The organism is Vibrio sp. MMH1-50 (genome assembly GCF_022347645.1).
Lineage (GTDB): Bacteria > Pseudomonadota > Gammaproteobacteria > Enterobacterales > Vibrionaceae > Vibrio > Vibrio harveyi.
This window is the reverse complement of sequence record NZ_JAKRGG010000046.1, coordinates 17,247-36,670: the sequence shown is the minus strand read 5'-3', so window position 1 is coordinate 36,670 and position 19,424 is coordinate 17,247. Positions and strand designations below refer to the sequence as shown.

Annotated in this window: 17 protein-coding genes, 1 tRNA gene and 1 riboswitch; of the genes, 12 read left to right on the top strand and 6 right to left on the bottom strand. The window is 46.2% G+C overall.

Translation table 11 applies throughout. The annotated features are described in order from the left end of the window. Positions 1-12: 12 nt before the first annotated feature. From MHO32_RS22885 to thiH, 9 genes are all read left to right on the top strand, one after another. A tRNA-Asp gene (locus MHO32_RS22885) sits at positions 13-89 on the top strand. A gap of 406 nt (positions 90-495) precedes the next feature. Beyond that, positions 496-1,878, top strand: a complete 1,383-nt coding sequence (locus MHO32_RS22880) for a multicopper oxidase family protein (RefSeq protein WP_239214262.1) — start codon at positions 496-498, stop codon at positions 1,876-1,878. A gap of 123 nt (positions 1,879-2,001) precedes the next feature. Continuing rightward, positions 2,002-2,385 (top strand): fluoride efflux transporter CrcB, encoded by a 384-nt coding sequence (gene crcB / locus MHO32_RS22875; protein WP_005430379.1) that lies wholly within the window; start codon positions 2,002-2,004, stop codon positions 2,383-2,385. A gap of 61 nt (positions 2,386-2,446) precedes the next feature. Beyond that, positions 2,447-2,545: riboswitch (TPP riboswitch) on the top strand. Between the two features lie 165 nt (positions 2,546-2,710). Beyond that, positions 2,711-4,651, top strand: coding sequence for a phosphomethylpyrimidine synthase ThiC (thiC, locus tag MHO32_RS22870; RefSeq protein WP_239214252.1), 1,941 nt, complete (start codon positions 2,711-2,713; stop codon positions 4,649-4,651). Continuing rightward, positions 4,651-6,066: a thiamine phosphate synthase gene (locus MHO32_RS22865; protein ID WP_239214249.1), complete on the top strand. Its 1,416-nt coding sequence runs from the start codon at positions 4,651-4,653 to the stop codon at positions 6,064-6,066. Before thiC ends, MHO32_RS22865 begins: the two co-directional genes overlap by 1 nt. Then, positions 6,053-6,826 carry a HesA/MoeB/ThiF family protein gene (locus MHO32_RS22860; RefSeq protein WP_239214247.1) on the top strand — a complete coding sequence of 258 codons (774 nt, stop codon included), beginning with the start codon at positions 6,053-6,055 and terminating at the stop codon, positions 6,824-6,826. The genes MHO32_RS22865 and MHO32_RS22860 overlap by 14 nt, the downstream gene beginning before the upstream one ends. Positions 6,827-6,864: 38 nt before the next feature. Beyond that, positions 6,865-7,119 (top strand): sulfur carrier protein ThiS, encoded by a 255-nt coding sequence (gene thiS / locus MHO32_RS22855; RefSeq protein WP_239214245.1) that lies wholly within the window; start codon positions 6,865-6,867, stop codon positions 7,117-7,119. A gap of 5 nt (positions 7,120-7,124) precedes the next feature. Further along, positions 7,125-7,892, top strand: a complete 768-nt coding sequence (locus tag MHO32_RS22850; RefSeq protein ID WP_239214243.1) for a thiazole synthase — start codon at positions 7,125-7,127, stop codon at positions 7,890-7,892. A 34-nt stretch (positions 7,893-7,926) separates the two neighbouring features. Further along, the gene (gene thiH / locus MHO32_RS22845) at positions 7,927-9,039 is read left to right on the top strand and encodes a 2-iminoacetate synthase ThiH (protein ID WP_239214219.1); all 1,113 of its coding nucleotides are present in this window, start codon (positions 7,927-7,929) and stop codon (positions 9,037-9,039) included. A gap of 162 nt (positions 9,040-9,201) precedes the next feature. On the opposite strand, the gene MHO32_RS22840 is transcribed toward thiH, so the two are convergent. Together MHO32_RS22840 and MHO32_RS22835 are read right to left on the bottom strand one after the other, a co-directional pair. Further along, positions 9,202-10,992, bottom strand: coding sequence for an aminopeptidase P family protein (locus tag MHO32_RS22840; protein ID WP_045374711.1), 1,791 nt, complete (start codon positions 10,990-10,992; stop codon positions 9,202-9,204). 203 nt (positions 10,993-11,195) lie between these two features. Beyond that, complete coding sequence (locus MHO32_RS22835; protein ID WP_050932977.1) at positions 11,196-12,137, bottom strand: LysR substrate-binding domain-containing protein; 942 nt, start codon at positions 12,135-12,137, stop codon at positions 11,196-11,198. 107 nt (positions 12,138-12,244) lie between these two features. On the opposite strand from MHO32_RS22835, the gene MHO32_RS22830 reads away from it, so the two are divergent. Next, positions 12,245-13,438: a multidrug effflux MFS transporter gene (locus tag MHO32_RS22830; protein WP_009696776.1), complete on the top strand. Its 1,194-nt coding sequence runs from the start codon at positions 12,245-12,247 to the stop codon at positions 13,436-13,438. 91 nt (positions 13,439-13,529) lie between these two features. Then, positions 13,530-13,811, top strand: a complete 282-nt coding sequence (tsrA, locus tag MHO32_RS22825) for an H-NS-like global regulator TsrA (RefSeq protein WP_005447240.1) — start codon at positions 13,530-13,532, stop codon at positions 13,809-13,811. Between the two features lie 32 nt (positions 13,812-13,843). Here tsrA and MHO32_RS22820 read toward each other — a convergent pair whose 3' ends face one another. From MHO32_RS22820 to MHO32_RS22805, 4 genes are all read right to left on the bottom strand, one after another. Continuing rightward, a complete protein-coding gene (locus MHO32_RS22820) occupies positions 13,844-14,299 on the bottom strand; it encodes a DoxX family protein (RefSeq protein WP_009696777.1) in 456 nt (151 codons plus the stop codon). A gap of 10 nt (positions 14,300-14,309) precedes the next feature. Then, on the bottom strand, positions 14,310-15,068 hold the full coding sequence (locus tag MHO32_RS22815; protein ID WP_009703118.1) for an HvfC/BufC N-terminal domain-containing protein: 759 nt from the start codon (positions 15,066-15,068) through the stop codon (positions 14,310-14,312). Next, positions 15,065-15,937: an MNIO family bufferin maturase gene (bufB, locus tag MHO32_RS22810; protein ID WP_239214207.1), complete on the bottom strand. Its 873-nt coding sequence runs from the start codon at positions 15,935-15,937 to the stop codon at positions 15,065-15,067. The genes MHO32_RS22815 and bufB overlap by 4 nt, the downstream gene beginning before the upstream one ends. A gap of 86 nt (positions 15,938-16,023) precedes the next feature. Further along, positions 16,024-16,284: a BufA1 family periplasmic bufferin-type metallophore gene (locus tag MHO32_RS22805; protein WP_005451246.1), complete on the bottom strand. Its 261-nt coding sequence runs from the start codon at positions 16,282-16,284 to the stop codon at positions 16,024-16,026. A 280-nt stretch (positions 16,285-16,564) separates the two neighbouring features. Between MHO32_RS22805 and uvrD the strand changes: the two genes are divergently transcribed. Continuing rightward, entirely contained in the window at positions 16,565-18,739 is a 2,175-nt protein-coding gene (gene uvrD / locus MHO32_RS22800; protein WP_005440023.1) for a DNA helicase II, read from the top strand. The last annotated feature ends 685 nt before the right edge of the window (positions 18,740-19,424 follow it).

Sequence of the window (19,424 nt, the reverse complement as noted above, 5' to 3'; positions counted from 1 at the left end):
TCTAACCAGTGCGGAGCGGTAGTTCAGTTGGTTAGAATACCGGCCTGTCACGCCGGGGGTCGCGGGTTCGAGTCCCGTCCGCTCCGCCACTTATTTAGACAAAGCCCTAGCAGAAATGCTAGGGCTTTTTCGTTTGCGCTATTATTTTGGTTTACGACCAACGAGTCCCGCTCGTGTGCGAGTTCAATTGCATGCAAGTCATTTATTTGGAAAACCTGCTCTCGGAGTGGTTTTCGTCGTTTTTAGAGTCTTCAATTTCCTATTTGTTTTAGCCTTATTTACCATTAGGCTCTCTTCTTCTTAAACCGATCTCTTTTACTTGCTTGCTATATGTGTGTGGGTGCTTACTATCTTGTTAGTGACCATTAAATATAGATCCTTATTTATAATCTCTGAATCTAAGCATTATGACTGCACATCTTTAAAAGATAACTGAGAATCATTATTAATATTTAGTTACACTCACATCAATTGGAATAATGAGTGACTAAATACATGGATATATCTCGTCGACGCTTTCTTCAATCTTCCTTAGCGATCTCTGCGCTTACCGTTCTGCCTGCATGTTCTCTATCTAGGGGCACTAACAAACAAGGTCAGCATATATACGACATCACTGCAGAGCCTTCTATTGCTGAATTAGTACCAGGATTTAATACGGATGTACTCGCGTTTAATGGATCGATTCCAGCTCCTACGATTCGTTGTCGCCAAGGCGAGAAAGTTATTATCCGATTTACCAACAAGCTTTCAGAGCCAACTACAATCCACTGGCATGGCTTGCGAATCCCTATTGAAATGGATGGTGTCCCTTTCTTGAGCCAGCCGCCTATCATGCCGGGTGAAACATTCGTTTATGAATTTACACCGCCAGATGCGGGTACGTTTTGGTATCACCCACATATGAATAGCGTTAAGCAGCTTGGTATGGGGTTAGTTGGTCTAATTATCGTTGAAGAGGCTGAGCCTGTTCAGTTTAATGAAGAGCATGAAGTCGTTCTCAAGAATTGGCATTTAGACAAACAAGGTCAGTGGAAGAATCTAATGGTGCCGCGCTTGAGTGCACGCATGGGAACGCCAGGAGAGTGGAGTAGTGTTAATGGTGTTCATGAACCTGTTTATGCGTTGAAGCAGAATGCTACCACACGATTAAGAATTGCTAATGTCGATAACACCATTACTTACCCGATCGCTATAGAAGGAGCAGAGGCTTGGGTTATTGCTATTGATGGGAATCCTGTTAAAACGCCTTATATGCTCACTCAACACAAAATTGGTCCGGGAATGAGGTTAGATGTCGGATTGATTGCTCCGAGAGCAAGAGAACGTGTTTATGTGCGTCAAATGAAGGGGCGCTTCCCATTCCCTTTGTGTGAGTTCGAAGTTGTTGAGTCTGACCTGCCGACCAATCAGAAACTGCCTTTATTGCCTCTTAACCCTGTGCCTGATCTTGATTTGGAAAATGCGGAACAAATTGATTATGTGTTTGAATGGGAGGGGGCAGTCACTCCTGCCGATAAATCGGGCAAAGCGATACCTAAGTTTTGGCTAATGAATAAACGAGCTTGGGAGGGAATGAGTAAAGATAATATTCCTGCGCCGCTTTCAACATTGGAGGTGGGAAAAACCTATATCTTCAACCTTAAGAACGTCACCCAATATCATCATCCTATTCATCTTCATGGACATACATTTACCGTCCTTGAATTAGATGGTAAAAAACTCGATGAACCGTTTCATACCGATACGGTCTTACTTGGAAAAAATGGCAGTGCGAAAGCGGCATTTGTTGCAGATAACCCAGGGCGTTGGATGTACCATTGTCATGTGATCGAACACATGAAGACGGGGTTGATGGGTTATATTGAAGTAAAGTGACTCCTGTAACTTTTTAAATCTTGATAAGTTTTAAGCGCTATACTTTGCTGAATTCTAAGATTGTATAATCACTATTGCCGTAAATTTGATTACAATGTCGCCATTAACTTTTCTGGGGGAATTATGGGGCAACTATCCGTTTTGGGTTTTATTGCATTGGGTGGCGCATTTGGTGCATGTTCTCGTTACTTAATTTCTGAACTTTGTGTGATGCTACTTGGTCGTGGTTTTCCATACGGTACATTAACGGTTAACGTTGTTGGCTCATTTATTATGGGTCTACTAATTGCTGCGTTTGAAACTGAGTTAATGGTCACTGACCCATGGCGTCAAATTATCGGGCTTGGCTTTTTGGGCGCATTAACTACGTTCTCGACTTTCTCAATGGATAACGTGTTGCTTATGCAGCAGGGAGCTTTCTTTAAGATGGGATTGAACGTATTGCTGAATGTCGTGTTAAGCATTTCGGCTGCGTGGATTGGTTTCCAATTATTGATGCGTAGCTAGCAAAAACACTCAAATCTTCATCAGGTCGGCTTGGTTTAACCAAGCCGTTTTTATATACTGATTTCACTTGTCGGAGTGCCATAAGGCTGAGACCGTTAATTCGGGATCCGTTGAACCTGATCAGATTAGAATCTGCGAAGGGAACAAGAGAAGATATCTACACCAGAGTTCTATCTGGTTGACCTATCAAATAGTCGAATGTTGTTATAGACGAAGAGCACTCGCTCGACTTGTCTTTAATTCGATTCCTCTTGTCGCATCTATCCGCCAAGCATTTTTATCCCAATACTTTTTATCTAAGCATAACAAAGCAAGGAAAAATGCTATGTCGAGTCGCAAGCAAGCGAGACTGGAAGCAAAACAGTTCATTGATACACTCTCGGTACAACCGTACCCAAATTCAAGCAAAGTCTACGTAGAGGGTTCACGTCCTGATATTCGTGTGCCAATGCGTGAAATATCACTCGCTGATAGCCTTATTGGAGGCACAAAAGAAGCGCCTATTTTCGAGCCTAATGAGCCAGTACGCGTCTACGATACCTCGGGTGTATACACAGACCCAGAACACACCATAGACCTCTACAACGGTTTACCTAAGCTGAGAGAAAGGTGGATTGAAGAGCGCTCCGATACTGAACTACTCGATGAAGTAAGCTCGGTATACACCAAAGAGCGCCTAGAAGATGAAACGCTAGACGATCTTCGTTACGGCAATCTACCACGTATTCGACGTGCCAAAGATGGGCAGTGCGTGACTCAGTTACACTATGCTCGCAAAGGCATTATTACCCCAGAAATGGAGTACATCGCCCTACGTGAAAATATGGGACGTGCTCAATACCGCGATGAAGTGCTTAATCAACAACATCCGGGTCAAAGCTTCGGAGCGAATCTTCCAAAAGACATTACCGCCGAGTTTGTGCGTAAAGAAGTCGCCGAAGGTCGCGCGATTATCCCTTCTAATATCAACCACCCAGAATCCGAACCAATGATCATTGGACGTAACTTTTTGGTCAAAGTGAATGCCAACATCGGTAACTCATCGGTCACTTCTTCGATTGAGGAAGAAGTAGAGAAGTTAGTATGGGCAACGCGCTGGGGTGGCGATACCGTTATGGATCTCTCTACTGGACGTAATATTCACGAAACTCGTGAGTGGATTCTACGTAACAGTCCGGTTCCGATCGGTACCGTACCTATGTATCAAGCGCTTGAGAAAGTGAATGGTGTTGCTGAAAACCTTAACTGGGAAGTGATGCGCGATACTCTGATCGAGCAAGCTGAGCAGGGTGTTGACTACTTCACTATCCATGCCGGTTTACTACTTCGTTATGTGCCAATGACTGCAAAACGCGTTACTGGCATCGTCTCTCGTGGTGGTTCTATCATCGCGAAATGGTGTTTAGCGCATCACCAAGAAAGCTTCTTATATACCCACTTCCGAGAGATCTGTGAAATCTGTGCTAAGTATGATGTGGCTCTTTCTCTGGGTGATGGTCTGCGTCCTGGTTCGGTTGCCGATGCTAACGACGAAGCGCAATTTGCAGAGCTTCGTACTCTTGGCGAATTGACCAAGGTTGCGTGGGAATACGACGTACAGGTGATTATCGAAGGTCCTGGTCATGTTCCAATGCATATGATCAAAGAGAACATGGAAGAGCAGTTAGAGCACTGTCATGAGGCTCCTTTCTATACCCTTGGTCCATTGACGACAGACGTCGCTCCCGGTTACGACCATATTACTTCAGGCATCGGCGCTGCCATGATTGGTTGGTATGGTTGTGCAATGCTTTGCTACGTAACTCCTAAAGAGCATCTTGGTTTACCAAACAAAGAAGACGTGAAAGTAGGCATGATCACTTACAAGCTTGCTGCGCACGCCGCTGATTTGGCGAAGGGACACCCTGGTGCACAAGTTCGCGATAATGCGCTTTCTAAAGCTCGCTTCGAGTTCCGTTGGGAAGACCAATTTAACTTGTCTCTCGACCCAGATACTGCTCGTGCTTTCCATGATGAAACCTTGCCTCAAGAGTCCGGCAAAGTTGCTCACTTCTGTTCGATGTGTGGACCAAAGTTCTGCTCGATGAAGATCTCGCAAGAGGTACGAGAGTATGCGAAAGACACTGAGCAAGTTGCTGCGGACCAAGCTATATCGATCAAAATGCTGGATGATCCTCTTGAGGGGATGCGTCAGAAATCGCAAGAATTTAGAGATACAGGTTCTGAGCTATACCACCCAGCAGCACATGCCGAGGCAAGTGACTAATGAGCAAAATCCTTATTCCGTCATCATTGATTGAACTGACAGGTTTAGTTCAGCAATGTTTGTTGTTGGCGAAAGAACAGGGTTTTAGCATCGAAGACATTGAGTTGGGTGTGAGCCCAACTCAATCTATTCAGCTTGTTCGCGACCAACAGAACATACGCATAACGACAGATCTTATTGATGGTTATGATTCTGAGCATGAGAGTTCATTTGTGCTCTATTACCGCTCTGCTTTATCGGTAGAAGCGTGTGCTAAGCAACCGTCGAAAGCGATTTATATTGGCATTGCTGATACGCAGGTATCCGATGAAAAGGAGAAAGTGCTTCAGCTTGATATCTGGCGTCACCCAATTAACAACGAAGTGAGAGCGCTTTCCGTTAAGTCTAAATTCAACGCAATGTTCGATCCCGAACATCACCTTGCTTGGATAGTAACGCTGACAGTACTCGATTTTCCTATCGAAGATGCGTTAACACTTGCTCGAGGAATGCTAACTCAACAAGCGAATGTTTCACGTGAAACACTGTTGAATGACAACCTTAACGAGGGAAGAACTACTCAGTGGGCTGACCTATTTGATGATTTCCCCACACCTGTACTGGAGGATAACCGACTAGGTATTCAAGTTGGTTGGTCAGCACAAGGAGAGAGCGTTAGCTTTCCATCTCTAACTAAGCAAAGTCTAGGGCTCTATCCAGTCGTTGATGATGTTGCTTGGATTGAGCGTCTACTGCCACTAGGCATCAACACTATTCAACTGCGAATCAAGAACCCACAACAAGCCGATTTAGAACAACAGATCATTCGAGCAATTGAGCTAGGTCGTCAGTATCAAGCACAAGTGTTCATCAATGACTATTGGCAGTTGGCAATCAAGCATGGCGCTTATGGCGTTCACCTAGGACAAGAAGACATAGAAGAATCGAATTTGGCTCAGCTAACTAAAGCCGGCATTCGTCTTGGTCTTTCTACTCATGGTTATTATGAGCTACTGCGCATCGTACAAATTCATCCTAGTTACATCGCGCTAGGGCATATTTTCCCAACCACCACAAAACAGATGCCATCGAAACCACAAGGTTTGGTGCGCTTGGCACTGTATCAAAAGCTGATTGATAGCATTCCTTATAGAAACATAGAGTCGGCTTTCCGTCCTTCAAAAGACAAAGAAGTTAGTGGTTATGTACGAGGCTTTCCGACGGTCGCGATTGGTGGCATTGACCAATCTAATGCAGACCAAGTTTGGCAAACAGGTGTTTCTAGTTTGGCAGTTGTGCGAGCTATTACGTTGGCAGAATCACCTCAGTCTGTCATTGAGTTCTTTGCACAACTGATGAAGGAAAGACAGCTAACGTTTACTGATCAGAATAGTGAATTGGCGCATAACAAGAGAGGCGAGCATGCTCACGGATAAGCAGTTTCTTCGCTATCAGCGCCAAGTCGCTCTGCCTGAAATTGCCGAAATTGGGCAAGAGCGTTTGAGCAAATCGCATGTGCTGATCATCGGTTGTGGTGGGCTAGGGAGCGCAGCGAGTTTGTACTTGGCATCAGCGGGCGTTGGTAAATTGGTTGTGGTCGATGACGATGAAGTTGATAGCAGTAACCTACAACGTCAGATCATTTATCGTGAGCAAGACCTACAAGTTGCGAAAACAGAAGCAACTGTAAAACAGCTCACTGATCTCAATTCTATGGTTCAAATTCGTGCCCTCAATAAGCGACTAGACAAAGCACAGCTGCAGCTTGAGGTGATGCTAGCGGATGTGGTGCTCGACTGCACCGATAACATGCCAACGCGCCAGCTCATTAACCAAGTTTGTTTCGAGCAAAATACGCCACTTATCTCAGCGGCGGCAATTGGTTGGCAAGGGCAATTCGCTGTCTTTGATTATCAAACGCAGATTGAACAAGAAGCAGAGAGTAAAGCCTGTTACCGCTGTTTGTATCCGTTCGACGAATTACCGCAAACGCAAAAGTGCAGTGACAGCGGTGTCGTCGGTCCGGTGGTGGGCACACTTGGCAACTACCAAGCGATAGCGGCAATTCAAAAACTGGCGACGGGAAAGTTTCATGTTGAGACTGCTAAGTTACATCTGTTTGATGGATTGAAAATGCAATGGCAAACCATGGCGATAAGCAAAGACAAACAGTGCCAAGTGTGTGCTCAGATTTAGTTTACGAGTAATGGACAGAATTAAGAGAGTTGGAAGCAATGACGTTATCAGAACAACAAACAACACAAATGATCGCTGCTGACTTAGATGTGATCACTATTGTCATCAATGACCAGTCACATCAAGTCGCCAGTAAGTCGAATCTACAGCAAATCATTAGTCAATTTACGCTGCCTGAAATGGGCTGTGTTTTTGCAATTAATAACAATGTTGTGCCGCGCAGTGAGTGGGCTAGCACAGTTCTTTCACAAGGAGATAGCATCTCTTTGTTTCAAGCGATCGCAGGGGGTTAAAGTCGATGCTTAAAATTGGTGATAAACAATTCGAATCAAGACTGTTCACGGGAACAGGGAAGTTTGCCAACAGCCGATTAATGGCAGAAGCGATTCAAGTGTCGGGATCTCAACTTGCGACCATGGCGTTGAAGCGTGTCGATGTGAACGACCAACAAGACGATATTTTGCTGCCGTTAGTACAATCGGGTGTGAACTTATTGCCGAACACCTCAGGTGCAAAGAATGCTAAAGATGCTGTGTTTGCTGCGCAACTGGCGCGAGAAGCGTTAGGTACAAACTGGCTAAAACTGGAAATTCATCCAGACCCGAAGTACTTGATGCCCGATCCAATTGAGACACTTGCAGCCGCTGAGCAACTGGTTCGTGAAGGCTTCATTGTCCTTCCTTATTGTCATGCTGACCCGGTTCTGTGTAAACGATTGGAGGAAGTGGGCTGTGCTGCGGTCATGCCATTAGGTGCGCCGATCGGTTCTAACAAAGGGATAGTTTCTCTCGATTTCCTAGAGATCATCATCGACCAAGCTAATGTTCCTGTGGTTGTGGATGCGGGTATCGGTGCTCCTTCACATGCCGCGCGTGCGATGGAAATGGGCGCGGATGCCGTGCTCGTCAATACTGCGATTGCAGCTTCGAGCGATCCCGTTGCGATGGCGAAGGCATTTAAGTTGGCGGTAGAGTCGGGGCGTATGGCTTATGAAGCCGGACTTGCTGGTAAGGTTTCTCATGCGGTTGCGTCGAGTCCACTGACGTCATTCCTAGATGAGCTTTAGTCCTAGATTGGTTTAGCTATTAAGCGAGGAAAACATGAGCTTCGTTGAACAATTTAAGCAGCTGAATTGGGATGACATTTCAATGTCGATCTACGCGAAAACGGCACAAGATGTCGAGCGAGCATTGAATAAACCCAAGCGTGATTTGGAAGACTTTAAAGCGCTAATTTCACCAGCGGCTGAAGCGTACTTAGAGCAAATGGCGCAGCTGTCATATTCGGCAACTCGTAAGCGCTTTGGTAATACCATGTCGCTTTACATTCCACTGTACCTTTCTAACTTGTGCGCCAATGCTTGTACTTATTGTGGCTTCTCTATGGAGAACAGAATCAAGCGTCGTACTTTGAATAGGGACGAAGTGGCTGCAGAAGTTGAAGCCATTAAACGCATGAAGTTTGATAGCGTATTGCTGGTGACTGGCGAACACGAAACCAAAGTGGGTATGAAATACTTCCGTGAAATGGTGCCTATGATTAAGCAACGCTTTAACTATTTGGCGATGGAAGTACAGCCACTTGATCAAGACGAATACGCTGAGCTCAAGACATTGGGTTTGGATGCGGTGATGATCTATCAAGAAACGTATCATCCTTCGACTTACGCCGAGCACCATTTGCGTGGCAACAAGATGGATTTCGAATACCGATTGGATACACCCGATCGTCTTGCAAAAGCGGGTATTGATAAGATCGGTATCGGTGCTTTGATAGGGTTGGAAGAGTGGCGTACCGACTGTTTTTATGTGGCAGCGCACTTGGACTATCTTGAGCGCACGTATTGGCAGACTCGTTACTCAATTTCTTTCCCACGTTTACGTCCTTGTGAGGGTGCGCTCCAACCCAAATCAGTCATGACGGATAAGCAACTTGTTCAGCTGATTTGCGCTTATCGTTTGTTGAATCCAGAAGTGGAGTTGTCATTATCGACTCGTGAGTCACCGAAGTTTAGAGATAACGCATTGCCTTTAGGCATTACCAGTATGTCTGCCGCATCGAAAACTCAGCCGGGTGGTTATGCGATGGATGATGTTGAACTCGAGCAATTTGAGATCAGCGATGAACGAAGCGCGGGTTCTGTGGAAGATATGATTCGAGCCAAAGGCTTTGACCCAGTATGGCGAGATTGGCACTCGGTGTATTCTGGTTAAGTAGTAAAGAAAGCCACTGGTCATCGTTATGTTTCACGTGAAACATAGGCAAAAAAAGAGAGTTGATGCAAAACATCAACCCTCTACTTTTTCTAGCTTCTAGCTTCTAGCTTCTAGCTTCTAGCTTCTAGCTTCTAGCTTCTAGCTTCTAGCTTCTAGCTTCTAGCTGTGTGCTACAGGTAGCGTTGCTTGACGAAGCCACTCTTTCACATCACCTTCAACTAGCGGGCTGATCTCATCCCATACTTTCTGATGGTAATCATTCAGCCAAGCAAGTTCTGGACGAGTTAGCATATCAACGTTGATGTTGCGCTTGTCGATTGGGCATCGTGTTAGCGACTCAAATGATAGAACAGGGAAGTCACCGTTAGTCGGTGTTTCAACAACAAGCTCTAGGTTTTCAATACGGATACCAAACGCATCTGCACGGTAGTAACCTGGCTCGTTGGACAGCACCATTCCTTCTGTTAGAGGCACGTCGATTTGCTTCTTCGAAATGCTCGCCGGACCTTCATGAACACTTAGGAAGTGACCAACACCGTGACCGGTACCGTGATCGTAATCGTAGCCTTCTGCCCATAGGTGCTGACGAGCTAGTGTATCGATTTGGTAACCACGTGTACCTTTCGGGAAACGTGCACGAGCAACACCGATGTGACCTTTTAGTGCAAGAGTGAATTGTTTAATCATCTCTTGTGAAGGCTGACCGATCGCAATAGTACGCGTGATGTCGGTAGTGCCATCTAGGTACTGACCGCCTGAATCCACTAGGTAAAGTGTGTTCAGTTCTAGCTTGCCTGGTTCAGGTTGGTTTTCGTGGTTGTAGTGACACATTGCCGCGTTGCCACCTGCTGCTGAAATGGTATCGAAGCTAAGATCCATCAGTGTCGGGTCTTCGCTACGGAACGCTTCCAGTTTGTCTGCCAGCGTCGCTTCATCATGCAGGTTACCCGCAACGACTTCAGCATCTAACCAAGATAGGAACTTACTCATCGCCACGCCATCACGGATATGACATGCTTTCATGCCTGCGATTTCAACTGCGTTCTTCGCTGCTTTTGGCATTAGGCATGGGTCAGCTTTACTCACCACTGATGCGCCAGCATTTTGTAGAACCAGCTTAAACCATGCGTTACTTGTCGCAGGGTCAACCAGTACATTCTTGCCAGTTAGAGTTTCTAGTCGCGCTTGCAATGCTTCTGGGTGATGAACCGTCACGCCAGCACCAACGTGAGCGTCAAACTCAGCAGGTAGGCGAGCTGGATCTAGGAAGTATTCCACGCTTGAATCTGAGTGCAGAATCGCGTGAGAAAGCAGAACTGGTAGGCGTGATACATCAAGACCACGAACGTTGAGCAACCAACAGATAGAATCAAGTGCTGTGATCACTGCGCTGTCTGCGCCGGCTTTTTTCACGAGCTCTGCGATTTCTTGGCGTTTGCTTTCACTTGATTGACCAACCGCTTCTGTTGCCATTAGGCGAACATCAGAAACTACAGGAGCAGGGCGGTCGTGCCACAGCTCATCAATTGGGTTGCTGTCGAGAATCTTAAGCTCAAGTGCACCTGCAAGTTTTGCTTGTGCCATGTCTAACCAAGCAGAGTTGTGCATGCGAGGGTCGATTGCCACAGATGCGCCATTTGCAAGATGGTCTTTAATCCAATCTAGTGCAGGCTCTTCAATCAGGTGACGGTATTCGAATAGATCAGCAGGAACCTGCTTAGTGACTTGTACCGTGTAGCGACCATCAACAAAGATAGCGGCTTTGTCTTTGGTGATTACCGCAGCACCAGCAGAACCGGTAAAACCAGTTAGCCAGTGTAAACGCTCGTTGTGCGCTGGTACGTATTCGCCCAAGTACTCGTCTTCATGTGGGACAAGTAGGGCATCAATATTATGTTGTGCTAGCCATTCGCGAATTGCATTCACGCGGCTTTGGGTATCGTTGTGCATCTGTGTTATTCCTTCAAATTACCGCTCCTTCATGCTCAGGTGTGGGAGCTGTTTCCATCTGCTTCATGCAGTTTACGATTCCATTGAGGTTCGCAATCACTTCAATAGAGTCGGAGTACAACAGACCATAGATGAGCCAAAAAGGACTATCGACTGTTAAGCTACTCATTTTACCGTAAGAGCGCAAATCGCGTCCGGGATTTTTATCTAAGATGATCGGTTTTTTGCGTGATCATGGTACGTAGCCAAGTTAAAGCTGGGTCATTTTCTCTGTCTCGGTGCCAGAACAAAGTGTAAGCCATTGGCGGGAATTCGAGTGGCAGTGGCAGCAATGCCATGTCATGTTGTTTGGCTGCCAGCTTCACAAAGTGGCTTGGCGCGGTAAACACAAAATCAGTGTAAGAACACAAACTGGCGGCACTGTTAAAGTCCGGTACGGTGACTGCGATGTCACGCTCACGACCAATGTCGGCTAAACGATAGTCGAGCAACCAACGGTCGTTGCCATCACAACGCACCTGAACATGGCGCAGGGCTAGATAAGCTTCCAAGTTCCAATTACCTCGCAAGGCCGGGTGGTCTTTACGTACGATACACATTTGGTGGTCACGATAGATTTCCTGTTCACAAATGTCATCTGGCGGCAGCATAGTCAGCTTGGCATCGTTGATGTCGATATCTCGACCTGTCATGCCTAAATCGATTTCACCGCGCTGAATCATCTTGAACGTTTGTTCCGACCAAGAGTGGGTGCTTATGGTCACGCCTGGTGCTTGTTGGAAAATCGCTGGCAAGAAGTGGGGCAGAATGAGCGGGTAGACACTCTCTACCGCTGCGATTTGAAAACGGTACTCACTGCTCTGTGGCGAGAACTCTTCGGGTTGAATCAGTATCTCAAGTTGGTTTATCAACAGATCCAGTTTCGGTTTAAGGAACAATGCGCGCGGTGTTGGCGTCAATCCGTGTGAGTTTCGAGTGAATAGAGGATCATCAAATTGGGTACGTAATTTCGCTAAGGATTTACTTACGGTAGACTGACTCAAGCACAGTCGGTGGGCGGCTCGGGTGACATTCAACTCTTCAATCAGCACTTTAAAACAGACGAGCAAATTGAGGTCGATGCGTGCCAGTTTCTCTACGTTCACAGTGATTTTCCCCATTGGAATAATGGTCATGAGTATACATCATTTCCATTCATATCATCAGATGATTAAGCTTTGCTCAAAAGTTCTTGTTCAATTTGGAGTGTTTTGTGTCTAGCCATATTACAAATAGCAAAAAACAGATGGCGCTGTTGACCATGTTAGTTCTGTTCAGTCCGCTTGCGATTGATATCTATCTACCTGCTTTGCCTCTTATCGCGTCCACTTTTCAGGTAGAAAATGCATTGGCACAAGACACCATCACTTGGTTCCTATTTGCTATGGGCGTTGGTCAGCTATTCGCTGGTCCCTTGGCAGATAAACTCGGACGTCGAACTGTTGCATTGGGAGGCATCACCATCTACGCATTGAGCGCTTTATTGGCGTGGAGTGCTCAAAATATTGAGTGGATGTTGGCGGCTCGCTTGCTACAAGGCTTAGGTGCTTGTGCAACATCTGTAGCAGCCTTTGCAACAGTTCGCGATATCTTTGGTCCGGAAAAAAGCGGCAAAATGATCAGCTACCTTAACGGTGCGATCTGCTTTATCCCAGCATTAGCACCGATTCTTGGTAGTTGGTTAACCCAACAATTTGATTGGCGTGCAAACTTCAGCTTTATGGCGGGTTTCGCTGTAATTGCAGGAGCGATGATGTTCTTTGGAATGAAGGAAACCAACCCTGCAACAGAAAAGCAGGCGGTATTTAAACTGAGCCGCTACTGGGCAGTCTTGAGCACACCATCATTCATCTTCCACGCTTCACTGTGTTTGATGGCGATGGCGGTCATTCTTGCTTATGTAACGTCTGCACCTGTAGTGTTGATGACAGGCATGGGACTATCGATGAATGAATTCACCTTCTGGTTTGGTCTGAATGCGGCGTTCAACATTGCTGCTTGTATGCTTGCGCCTAAGTTCATGGATCGCTGGGGCACACACAATTCACTGGTTGTTGGTATCTGCTTACTGGCAATTGCTGGCGTGATCATGATGGTGATGAAAGAGCACCACACGGCACTGTCTTTCATGCTACCAATCTTTATCTCATCGGTCGGCTTTGCTTGGATTCTTGGCGCAGCAGCAGGTAAAGCGTTGGAACCGTTCGGTGATAAAGCGGGTACTGCGGCTGCACTACTTGGTTTGTTCCAAATGAGTGGCTCTGGTTTGTTGGTGGGTACGCTACAGCGTTTATCACTGGATCCACAAACTCTGATTGCGATTCATATGTGGGTATTGCTTCCAGCATTAGTGATTCTGTTTAGCAAAGCTGGTAAGAACTGGCATGCGAAATTGGCGAATGCGTAAAACTCGGTAATTTAGTATTTTCCAATGTACTTAACGCGTGTATATTTGTCGTTCAAACTTTTCTCGACACCATAACGGAACTCATAAAGTAATGTCGTTAACCACGTATGAAATGGCTCGTATCCTAGAGCAAATGGAAGAGTCACCAGAAAAGGTGATGTTTGGTAAGTTGCTTAACGAATTAGGTAACCAAAGCTCTGAGCGCATTCGTAGCGCGGCAAAACAAGTTCCAGTGCCAGTCCTACGCGATATCGTGTACCAATTTCAGCAAGTGATTGAGTCACGTAAAGGCGAGCAAGTAGAGCAGATGGCAAAAGATCTCGCGAAGCAGGGTATCTCACCTGAAGAGCTACTGGCTTACTTAAATAAATAATAAAAAAATCCCCGCATCATGCGGGGATTTTTTTAGTGAGTGATTTTCTTCTTCAGTATGTGGTCGAGGGATAATGGTCCTGGTCCCCAAACAATCACAACTAGGATCATCAATCCCCAAAGTTGGTGATCATAGAAACCTTTTTCCCACAATAGTGGGTAAGAGACCACGGCGATGATGTTGAACACAAACAGAATCGCAGCCATCGGGCGGGTAATCAATCCTAGTGCCAAGAACACAGGTAGAACCAATTCTGCAGCCGTACCTAAGTAAGCCGCCAATTCCCATGGCAGTATTGGCACTTGGTATTCCAACTCAAATAAATACAGTGTGCTATCCCAAGACGAGAGTTTGATTAGCCCTGAATTGAAGAATACCCATGCAACCCACAAGCGACAAAAGAGAAGTAGTAAAGGGACAAAGCCAGCTTGTAGGGTGCTGATTAAATCGTCGTACCGATTCACTAAGTTTTTAACCGTATCCGTCATAGAGTGCTCCTTAGATTGATTTCAATGTAAAGCCGTCAACGAGATCGAGTGCCATGATGCTATTGAGATGAGCGAGTAAAACTTCAGGTATTTCGCTCAAACTCTGTTTCTGCTCTAAACATTGCAGCAGTTGGAACACATCGGCATCGAGTGCGTGACACAAGGCTTCTCCATTGGCTTGAATCGAGATGACACCTTGCTGTAATTGGTTGATATTAAGTTGTTCGAATTGCCCAGTTTGAATCGCGCTGAACAAATCAAATACTGCATAACTGGAGTCAAAGCTGCGGCAGCCTTGTTTGAGGTGCAAAACCAAAGCGGGTTGTTGCTCTTCACTCACTTCGCCAAGTAACGCAAGCGGTTTTAATTGTGCAGCACTGGATTGTTCATACTGCGCTTGACGAGCGAGGTCGATATGCCACTCGAAGCGTGCGACTTCAGGGCTGTAAGGGGCTTGTGCGATCACCTGACTAAACTGCATGATGGTGTCTTGAAAACCTTCGCCATAATGCACCACATTTCCTTCCTCTAATGGATAAGTGAGAACATGTTGGCGAGCCATCTGTTCAAAGCATTCTTCACCAAGTAGCGCTTCAACCATTGGGTAGGTAGCGGACAACACTTCGCTTAAGCTGACGATAAAGTTATTGCGGTAAATCTGCATGCGTTCATCAGCGGTAAACTCATCACTGGCAATATCGCAATCTTCACCGAGTGCTTGATAGTGTAGGGCTTTAGCAAACTGGCTTTGTAAGGTGGCTAGATTCATGATGCCTTCCTTGGTTCGCTTTGTTCACTTGGGAGTGTGCCTTGCAATAGCAGTTGCGATGCTTTGTGTGCTTCTCCGAGCAAGACTTCTGGCGCGGGGATATCCAAATCCCATTCAATCAACGCATGACGTGGACCGTGTTTTTTGGTCCACTGTGCGAACAGCTGCCAAACTTCTTCACTAACTGGGCGGCTATGGGTATCGATCCATATCTCACCTTTGTTGAGTTGTTTGATGGTAAAACCTGCCAAGTGAATCTCATCCACTTTGTCGGCTGGAATTGCATCTAGGTATGTGTCGCAATCAAAACCGTGGTTGAACGCCGAGACACAAACATTGTTTAAATCGAGCAATAAACGACAGTCAGTGCGCTTTTGCACTTCGGTAAGAAACTCCCATTCGCTGATGGTCGAATGTTGAAACTTCACATAACTAGATGGGTTCTCTATCAAGATCTCGCGTTGCAAATAATCCTGCACTTCATTCACGTTACGAGTGAACACTTTGAGCGCTTCTTCCGTATACGGAAGTGGAAGCAGGTCATTAAAGTAGTGACCGCCGTTTTCACTCCAACTCAAATGGTCAGAAACAAGAATCGGGTCGATTGAGTCAATCAGCGCTTTAAGTTGAGCAAGGTGCTTTTGATTCACACGTTCCACTGAACCTAGTGACAGACCAATGCCATGGCAGCTAATTTGATACTGCTCGCGCAATGCTTGCAATTGATTGCGCTCTGCAGCGTTGGGTTGAAAATAGTTTTCACTGTGGATTTCTAACCAAGATAACTCGGGTTTGTTTTGGCTAAAGTAATCGAGGTGAGGGGTTCTTAATCCAACTCCAACAAGGTCGTGGAAGGTGTGGTGTTTCACGTGAAACTCCTTTTCAAAGCGGGCGGGAAGAGAAGGATGCGCTGGTTGAGCGTCAACGCATCCTTGCAGTAGCTAGCGATAAAAGATTATGAAGAAGAAGTGCTACCGCCAACGAGTTTGTCACATAGACCTTTTGGTACGACTACGAATGCGTCTTTTTGGTTATCTTCTTTAGAAGTACCAGCGCATGAGCTGCTTTTCGTTGCACAGTCGTTTTTACCTGCTTTAGAAACGCCGTAGCACTTCTCTTTATCAGCAGCGACAGCTGGAGCTGCAGTTAGCATTGTGCCACCAAGAGCTAGAAGACCAGTAACAGCAGCAGTAACAGCTAGATTCGACTTTTTCATAATAAATTCCTCTGAATGATTTCCTTTACTTTAAGTTGGCAAGATGAATCGCCTGTTTTGGCGTTTTTGTTATCAACTTGCTTAACTTAAAAGATAGGAAACTGGCTAAAAAACTTTCAGAAAAATTTTCGAAACAAATGGTTTTAAAGAATGGAATTTATATAACTTATTGATATGTTGAGTAAAAAAACGACGAATTTTTTATGAATTTTTGTCTAATCTGAAGAGGTTGTTTAGGTTATAATCTATTTTTATGTATAAATAACCAGTAGCTCTCATCATGATGGATCCATCTCTATTACTCGACGGTTTGAACGACAAACAACGTGAAGCCGTTGCAGCACCTCTAGAAAACTTGCTCGTCCTTGCTGGTGCAGGGAGTGGTAAGACACGCGTTCTTGTTCACCGTATCGCTTGGTTGATGTCGGTCGAGCAATCATCTCCGTTCTCAATCATGTCGGTAACCTTTACCAATAAGGCGGCGGCAGAGATGCGTGGACGTATCGAAGAGCTAATGATGGGCAGTGCAGGCGGTATGTGGAATGGTACTTTCCACGGCATTTGTCACCGTATTCTGCGTGCGCACTATCTTGATGCCAAGCTACCGGAAGATTTCCAAATCATCGACAGTGACGACCAACAGCGTCTACTAAAGCGTTTGATCAAAGCGCAAAACCTCGATGAGAAGCAGTGGCCAGCACGCCAAGTGGCATGGTGGATTAACGGCAAGAAAGACGAAGGTCTGCGCCCGTCGCACATTGATGCGTACCACGATCCAGTGACCAAGACATATCTGCAGTTGTACACCGCTTACCAAGAAGCGTGTGATCGTGCTGGTTTAGTCGATTTTGCGGAAATCTTGCTGCGCGCGCATGAGCTACTGCGTGATAACAAGTTCGTCCGTGAACACTACCAAGCACGCTTTAAGCATATCTTGGTGGACGAGTTCCAAGATACCAACAACATCCAATACGCTTGGCTACGTATGATGGCGGGACCTGAGTGTCACGTGATGATCGTAGGTGATGACGATCAGTCGATTTACGGTTGGCGTGGTGCAAAAGTCGAGAACATTGAGAAGTTTACGCTGGAATTCCCAAGCGTGAATACCATTCGTCTTGAGCAAAATTACCGTTCAACCAAGACCATTCTGGAAGCGTCCAACGCCCTGATCGCGAATAATACCGAGCGTATGGGTAAAGAGCTTTGGACAGATGGCGTTGTCGGTGAGCCTATCTCGATTTACAGCGCTTACAACGAACTAGATGAAGCCCGTTTTGCGGTAAACAAAATCAAAGAGTGGCAAGACAAGGGCGGAGCTCTGAATGACGCTGCAATGCTTTACCGTAACAACGCCCAGTCGCGTGTTCTTGAAGAAGCACTAATCCAAGCTGGCCTGCCTTACCGTATCTACGGCGGTATGCGATTCTTCGAACGTCAGGAAATCAAAGATGCCTTGAGCTACATGCGTTTGATTGCCAACCGTAATGATGATGCGGCATTTGAACGTGTAGTGAATACTCCAACACGTGGTTTGGGTGATAAGACGCTTGAAACCATCCGTTTTGCGGCTCGTGACCGTGGTTGCACCATGTGGGAAGCGAGTGTCGCCATGTTGGATGAGAAGGTGCTTGCTGGTCGTGCTGCTGGTGCTCTGAGCCGTTTTATCGAGCTTGTTACGGCACTAGAAGACGACACCATCGAGATGCCGCTGCATCACCAAACTGACCATGTGATCAAATACTCGGGCTTGTTCGCGATGTACGAGCAAGAGAAGGGCGAAAAGTCTAAGGCACGTATTGAGAACTTGGAGGAATTGGTTACCGCAACTCGCCAATTCGAGAAACCAGAAGAAGCTGAAGACATGTCACTGCTGACGGCATTCCTAACCCACGCGGCACTAGAAGCGGGCGAAGGACAAGCGGACGAGTTTGAAGATGCGGTTCAGCTCATGACATTGCACAGTGCGAAAGGTCTAGAGTTCCCATTGGTGTTTATGGTCGGTGTGGAAGAAGGCATGTTCCCAAGCCAAATGTCGGCAGAAGAAGCAGGGCGTTTGGAAGAAGAACGTCGTCTGTGTTACGTAGGCATGACCCGTGCAATGCAGAAACTGTACATCACTTATGCTGAAATGCGCCGTTTGTACGGTCAGGATAAGTACCATAAACCGTCTCGCTTTATCCGTGAACTGCCAGAAACTTGTCTAGATGAAGTACGCATGAAGGCGCAAGTTAGCCGTCCTGCAAGCAGTGGTCGATTTAGCCAAACGGCGGTGAAAGAGAGCTTCAATGAAACTGGCTTTACGCTTGGTTCTCGTGTGATGCATCCTAAGTTTGGTGAGGGCACCATCATCAACTTCGAAGGCAGTGGTCCACAGAGCCGCGTACAGATTGCCTTTAATGGAGAGGGCATCAAATGGTTGGTGACTGCTTACGCACGACTAGAGAAACTGTAAGGCTTTACCAAAATCAACTTAAGAGCTGCTTCGGCGGCTCTTTTTGTTTGTGCTGTTTTTGTGTCGCTAATGCAGTAAAAAATGGAATGATAAATGGAGTGCGAAAGCGCGATTTAACGATGCTGTTTGAAGGGAGAGTTTGGTGTTGTTGGTGAATGTCTGTTTTCAGCAGAGCTAGCTGCTGAGAAAACTTTAGGCAAAGAAAAACCCCGAGGGCTTGCGCCCATCGGGGTTATAGTCTTACTCGCAGCAATCCGGCTACTAAGAGTGCTCCATGCATCTAATCCATGATAGTGTGCTGAATCCGTCAGCTTAATCCTTACGTCGCCTTCCTAGCGGTGTCCTTAATGACCTTATCCTGGTCTGCTAACCATCCCCGTTAGCTCTCATCACTTGTTCCCTGAGCGGTGTCCCTGACATCATCCTGATGTTCAAATCCTTGCCTCGTCCAGAGGTGTCCATTTCCCGTCCTTAGTAGCAACCATCCTAGTCACTATTGATTCCGTTCAATGTCCAATTTTGCAATCCATGCCCGACTATTCATCCTGAATAACCGTTTCTTCTTCCTGAAGTTCACCAAGTCCGTGGTGTTTCCTGTTCCGTGTCAGCATCCTTCCGACAGGTTTAATATTACGTGTTTAACGATTTCCAACAACGGGCTAATCTCACATTTTTTCACTCTCTT

Excerpts from the sequence above, each read along its gene's own strand:
- MHO32_RS22880 (WP_239214262.1), top strand. The coding sequence starts at position 496 with ATGGATATATCTCGTCGACGCTTTCTTCAATCTTCCTTAGCGATCTCT.
- crcB (WP_005430379.1), top strand. The coding sequence starts at position 2,002 with ATGGGGCAACTATCCGTTTTGGGTTTTATTGCATTGGGTGGCGCATTT.
- thiC (WP_239214252.1), top strand. The coding sequence starts at position 2,711 with ATGTCGAGTCGCAAGCAAGCGAGACTGGAAGCAAAACAGTTCATTGAT.
- MHO32_RS22865 (WP_239214249.1), top strand. The coding sequence starts at position 4,651 with ATGAGCAAAATCCTTATTCCGTCATCATTGATTGAACTGACAGGTTTA.
- MHO32_RS22860 (WP_239214247.1), top strand. The coding sequence starts at position 6,053 with ATGCTCACGGATAAGCAGTTTCTTCGCTATCAGCGCCAAGTCGCTCTG.
- thiS (WP_239214245.1), top strand. The coding sequence starts at position 6,865 with ATGACGTTATCAGAACAACAAACAACACAAATGATCGCTGCTGACTTA.
- MHO32_RS22850 (WP_239214243.1), top strand. The coding sequence starts at position 7,125 with ATGCTTAAAATTGGTGATAAACAATTCGAATCAAGACTGTTCACGGGA.
- thiH (WP_239214219.1), top strand. The coding sequence starts at position 7,927 with ATGAGCTTCGTTGAACAATTTAAGCAGCTGAATTGGGATGACATTTCA.
- MHO32_RS22840 (WP_045374711.1), bottom strand. The coding sequence starts at position 10,992 with ATGCACAACGATACCCAAAGCCGCGTGAATGCAATTCGCGAATGGCTA.
- tsrA (WP_005447240.1), top strand. The coding sequence starts at position 13,530 with ATGTCGTTAACCACGTATGAAATGGCTCGTATCCTAGAGCAAATGGAA.
- MHO32_RS22820 (WP_009696777.1), bottom strand. The coding sequence starts at position 14,299 with ATGACGGATACGGTTAAAAACTTAGTGAATCGGTACGACGATTTAATC.
- MHO32_RS22815 (WP_009703118.1), bottom strand. The coding sequence starts at position 15,068 with ATGAATCTAGCCACCTTACAAAGCCAGTTTGCTAAAGCCCTACACTAT.
- MHO32_RS22805 (WP_005451246.1), bottom strand. The coding sequence starts at position 16,284 with ATGAAAAAGTCGAATCTAGCTGTTACTGCTGCTGTTACTGGTCTTCTA.
- uvrD (WP_005440023.1), top strand. The coding sequence starts at position 16,565 with ATGATGGATCCATCTCTATTACTCGACGGTTTGAACGACAAACAACGT.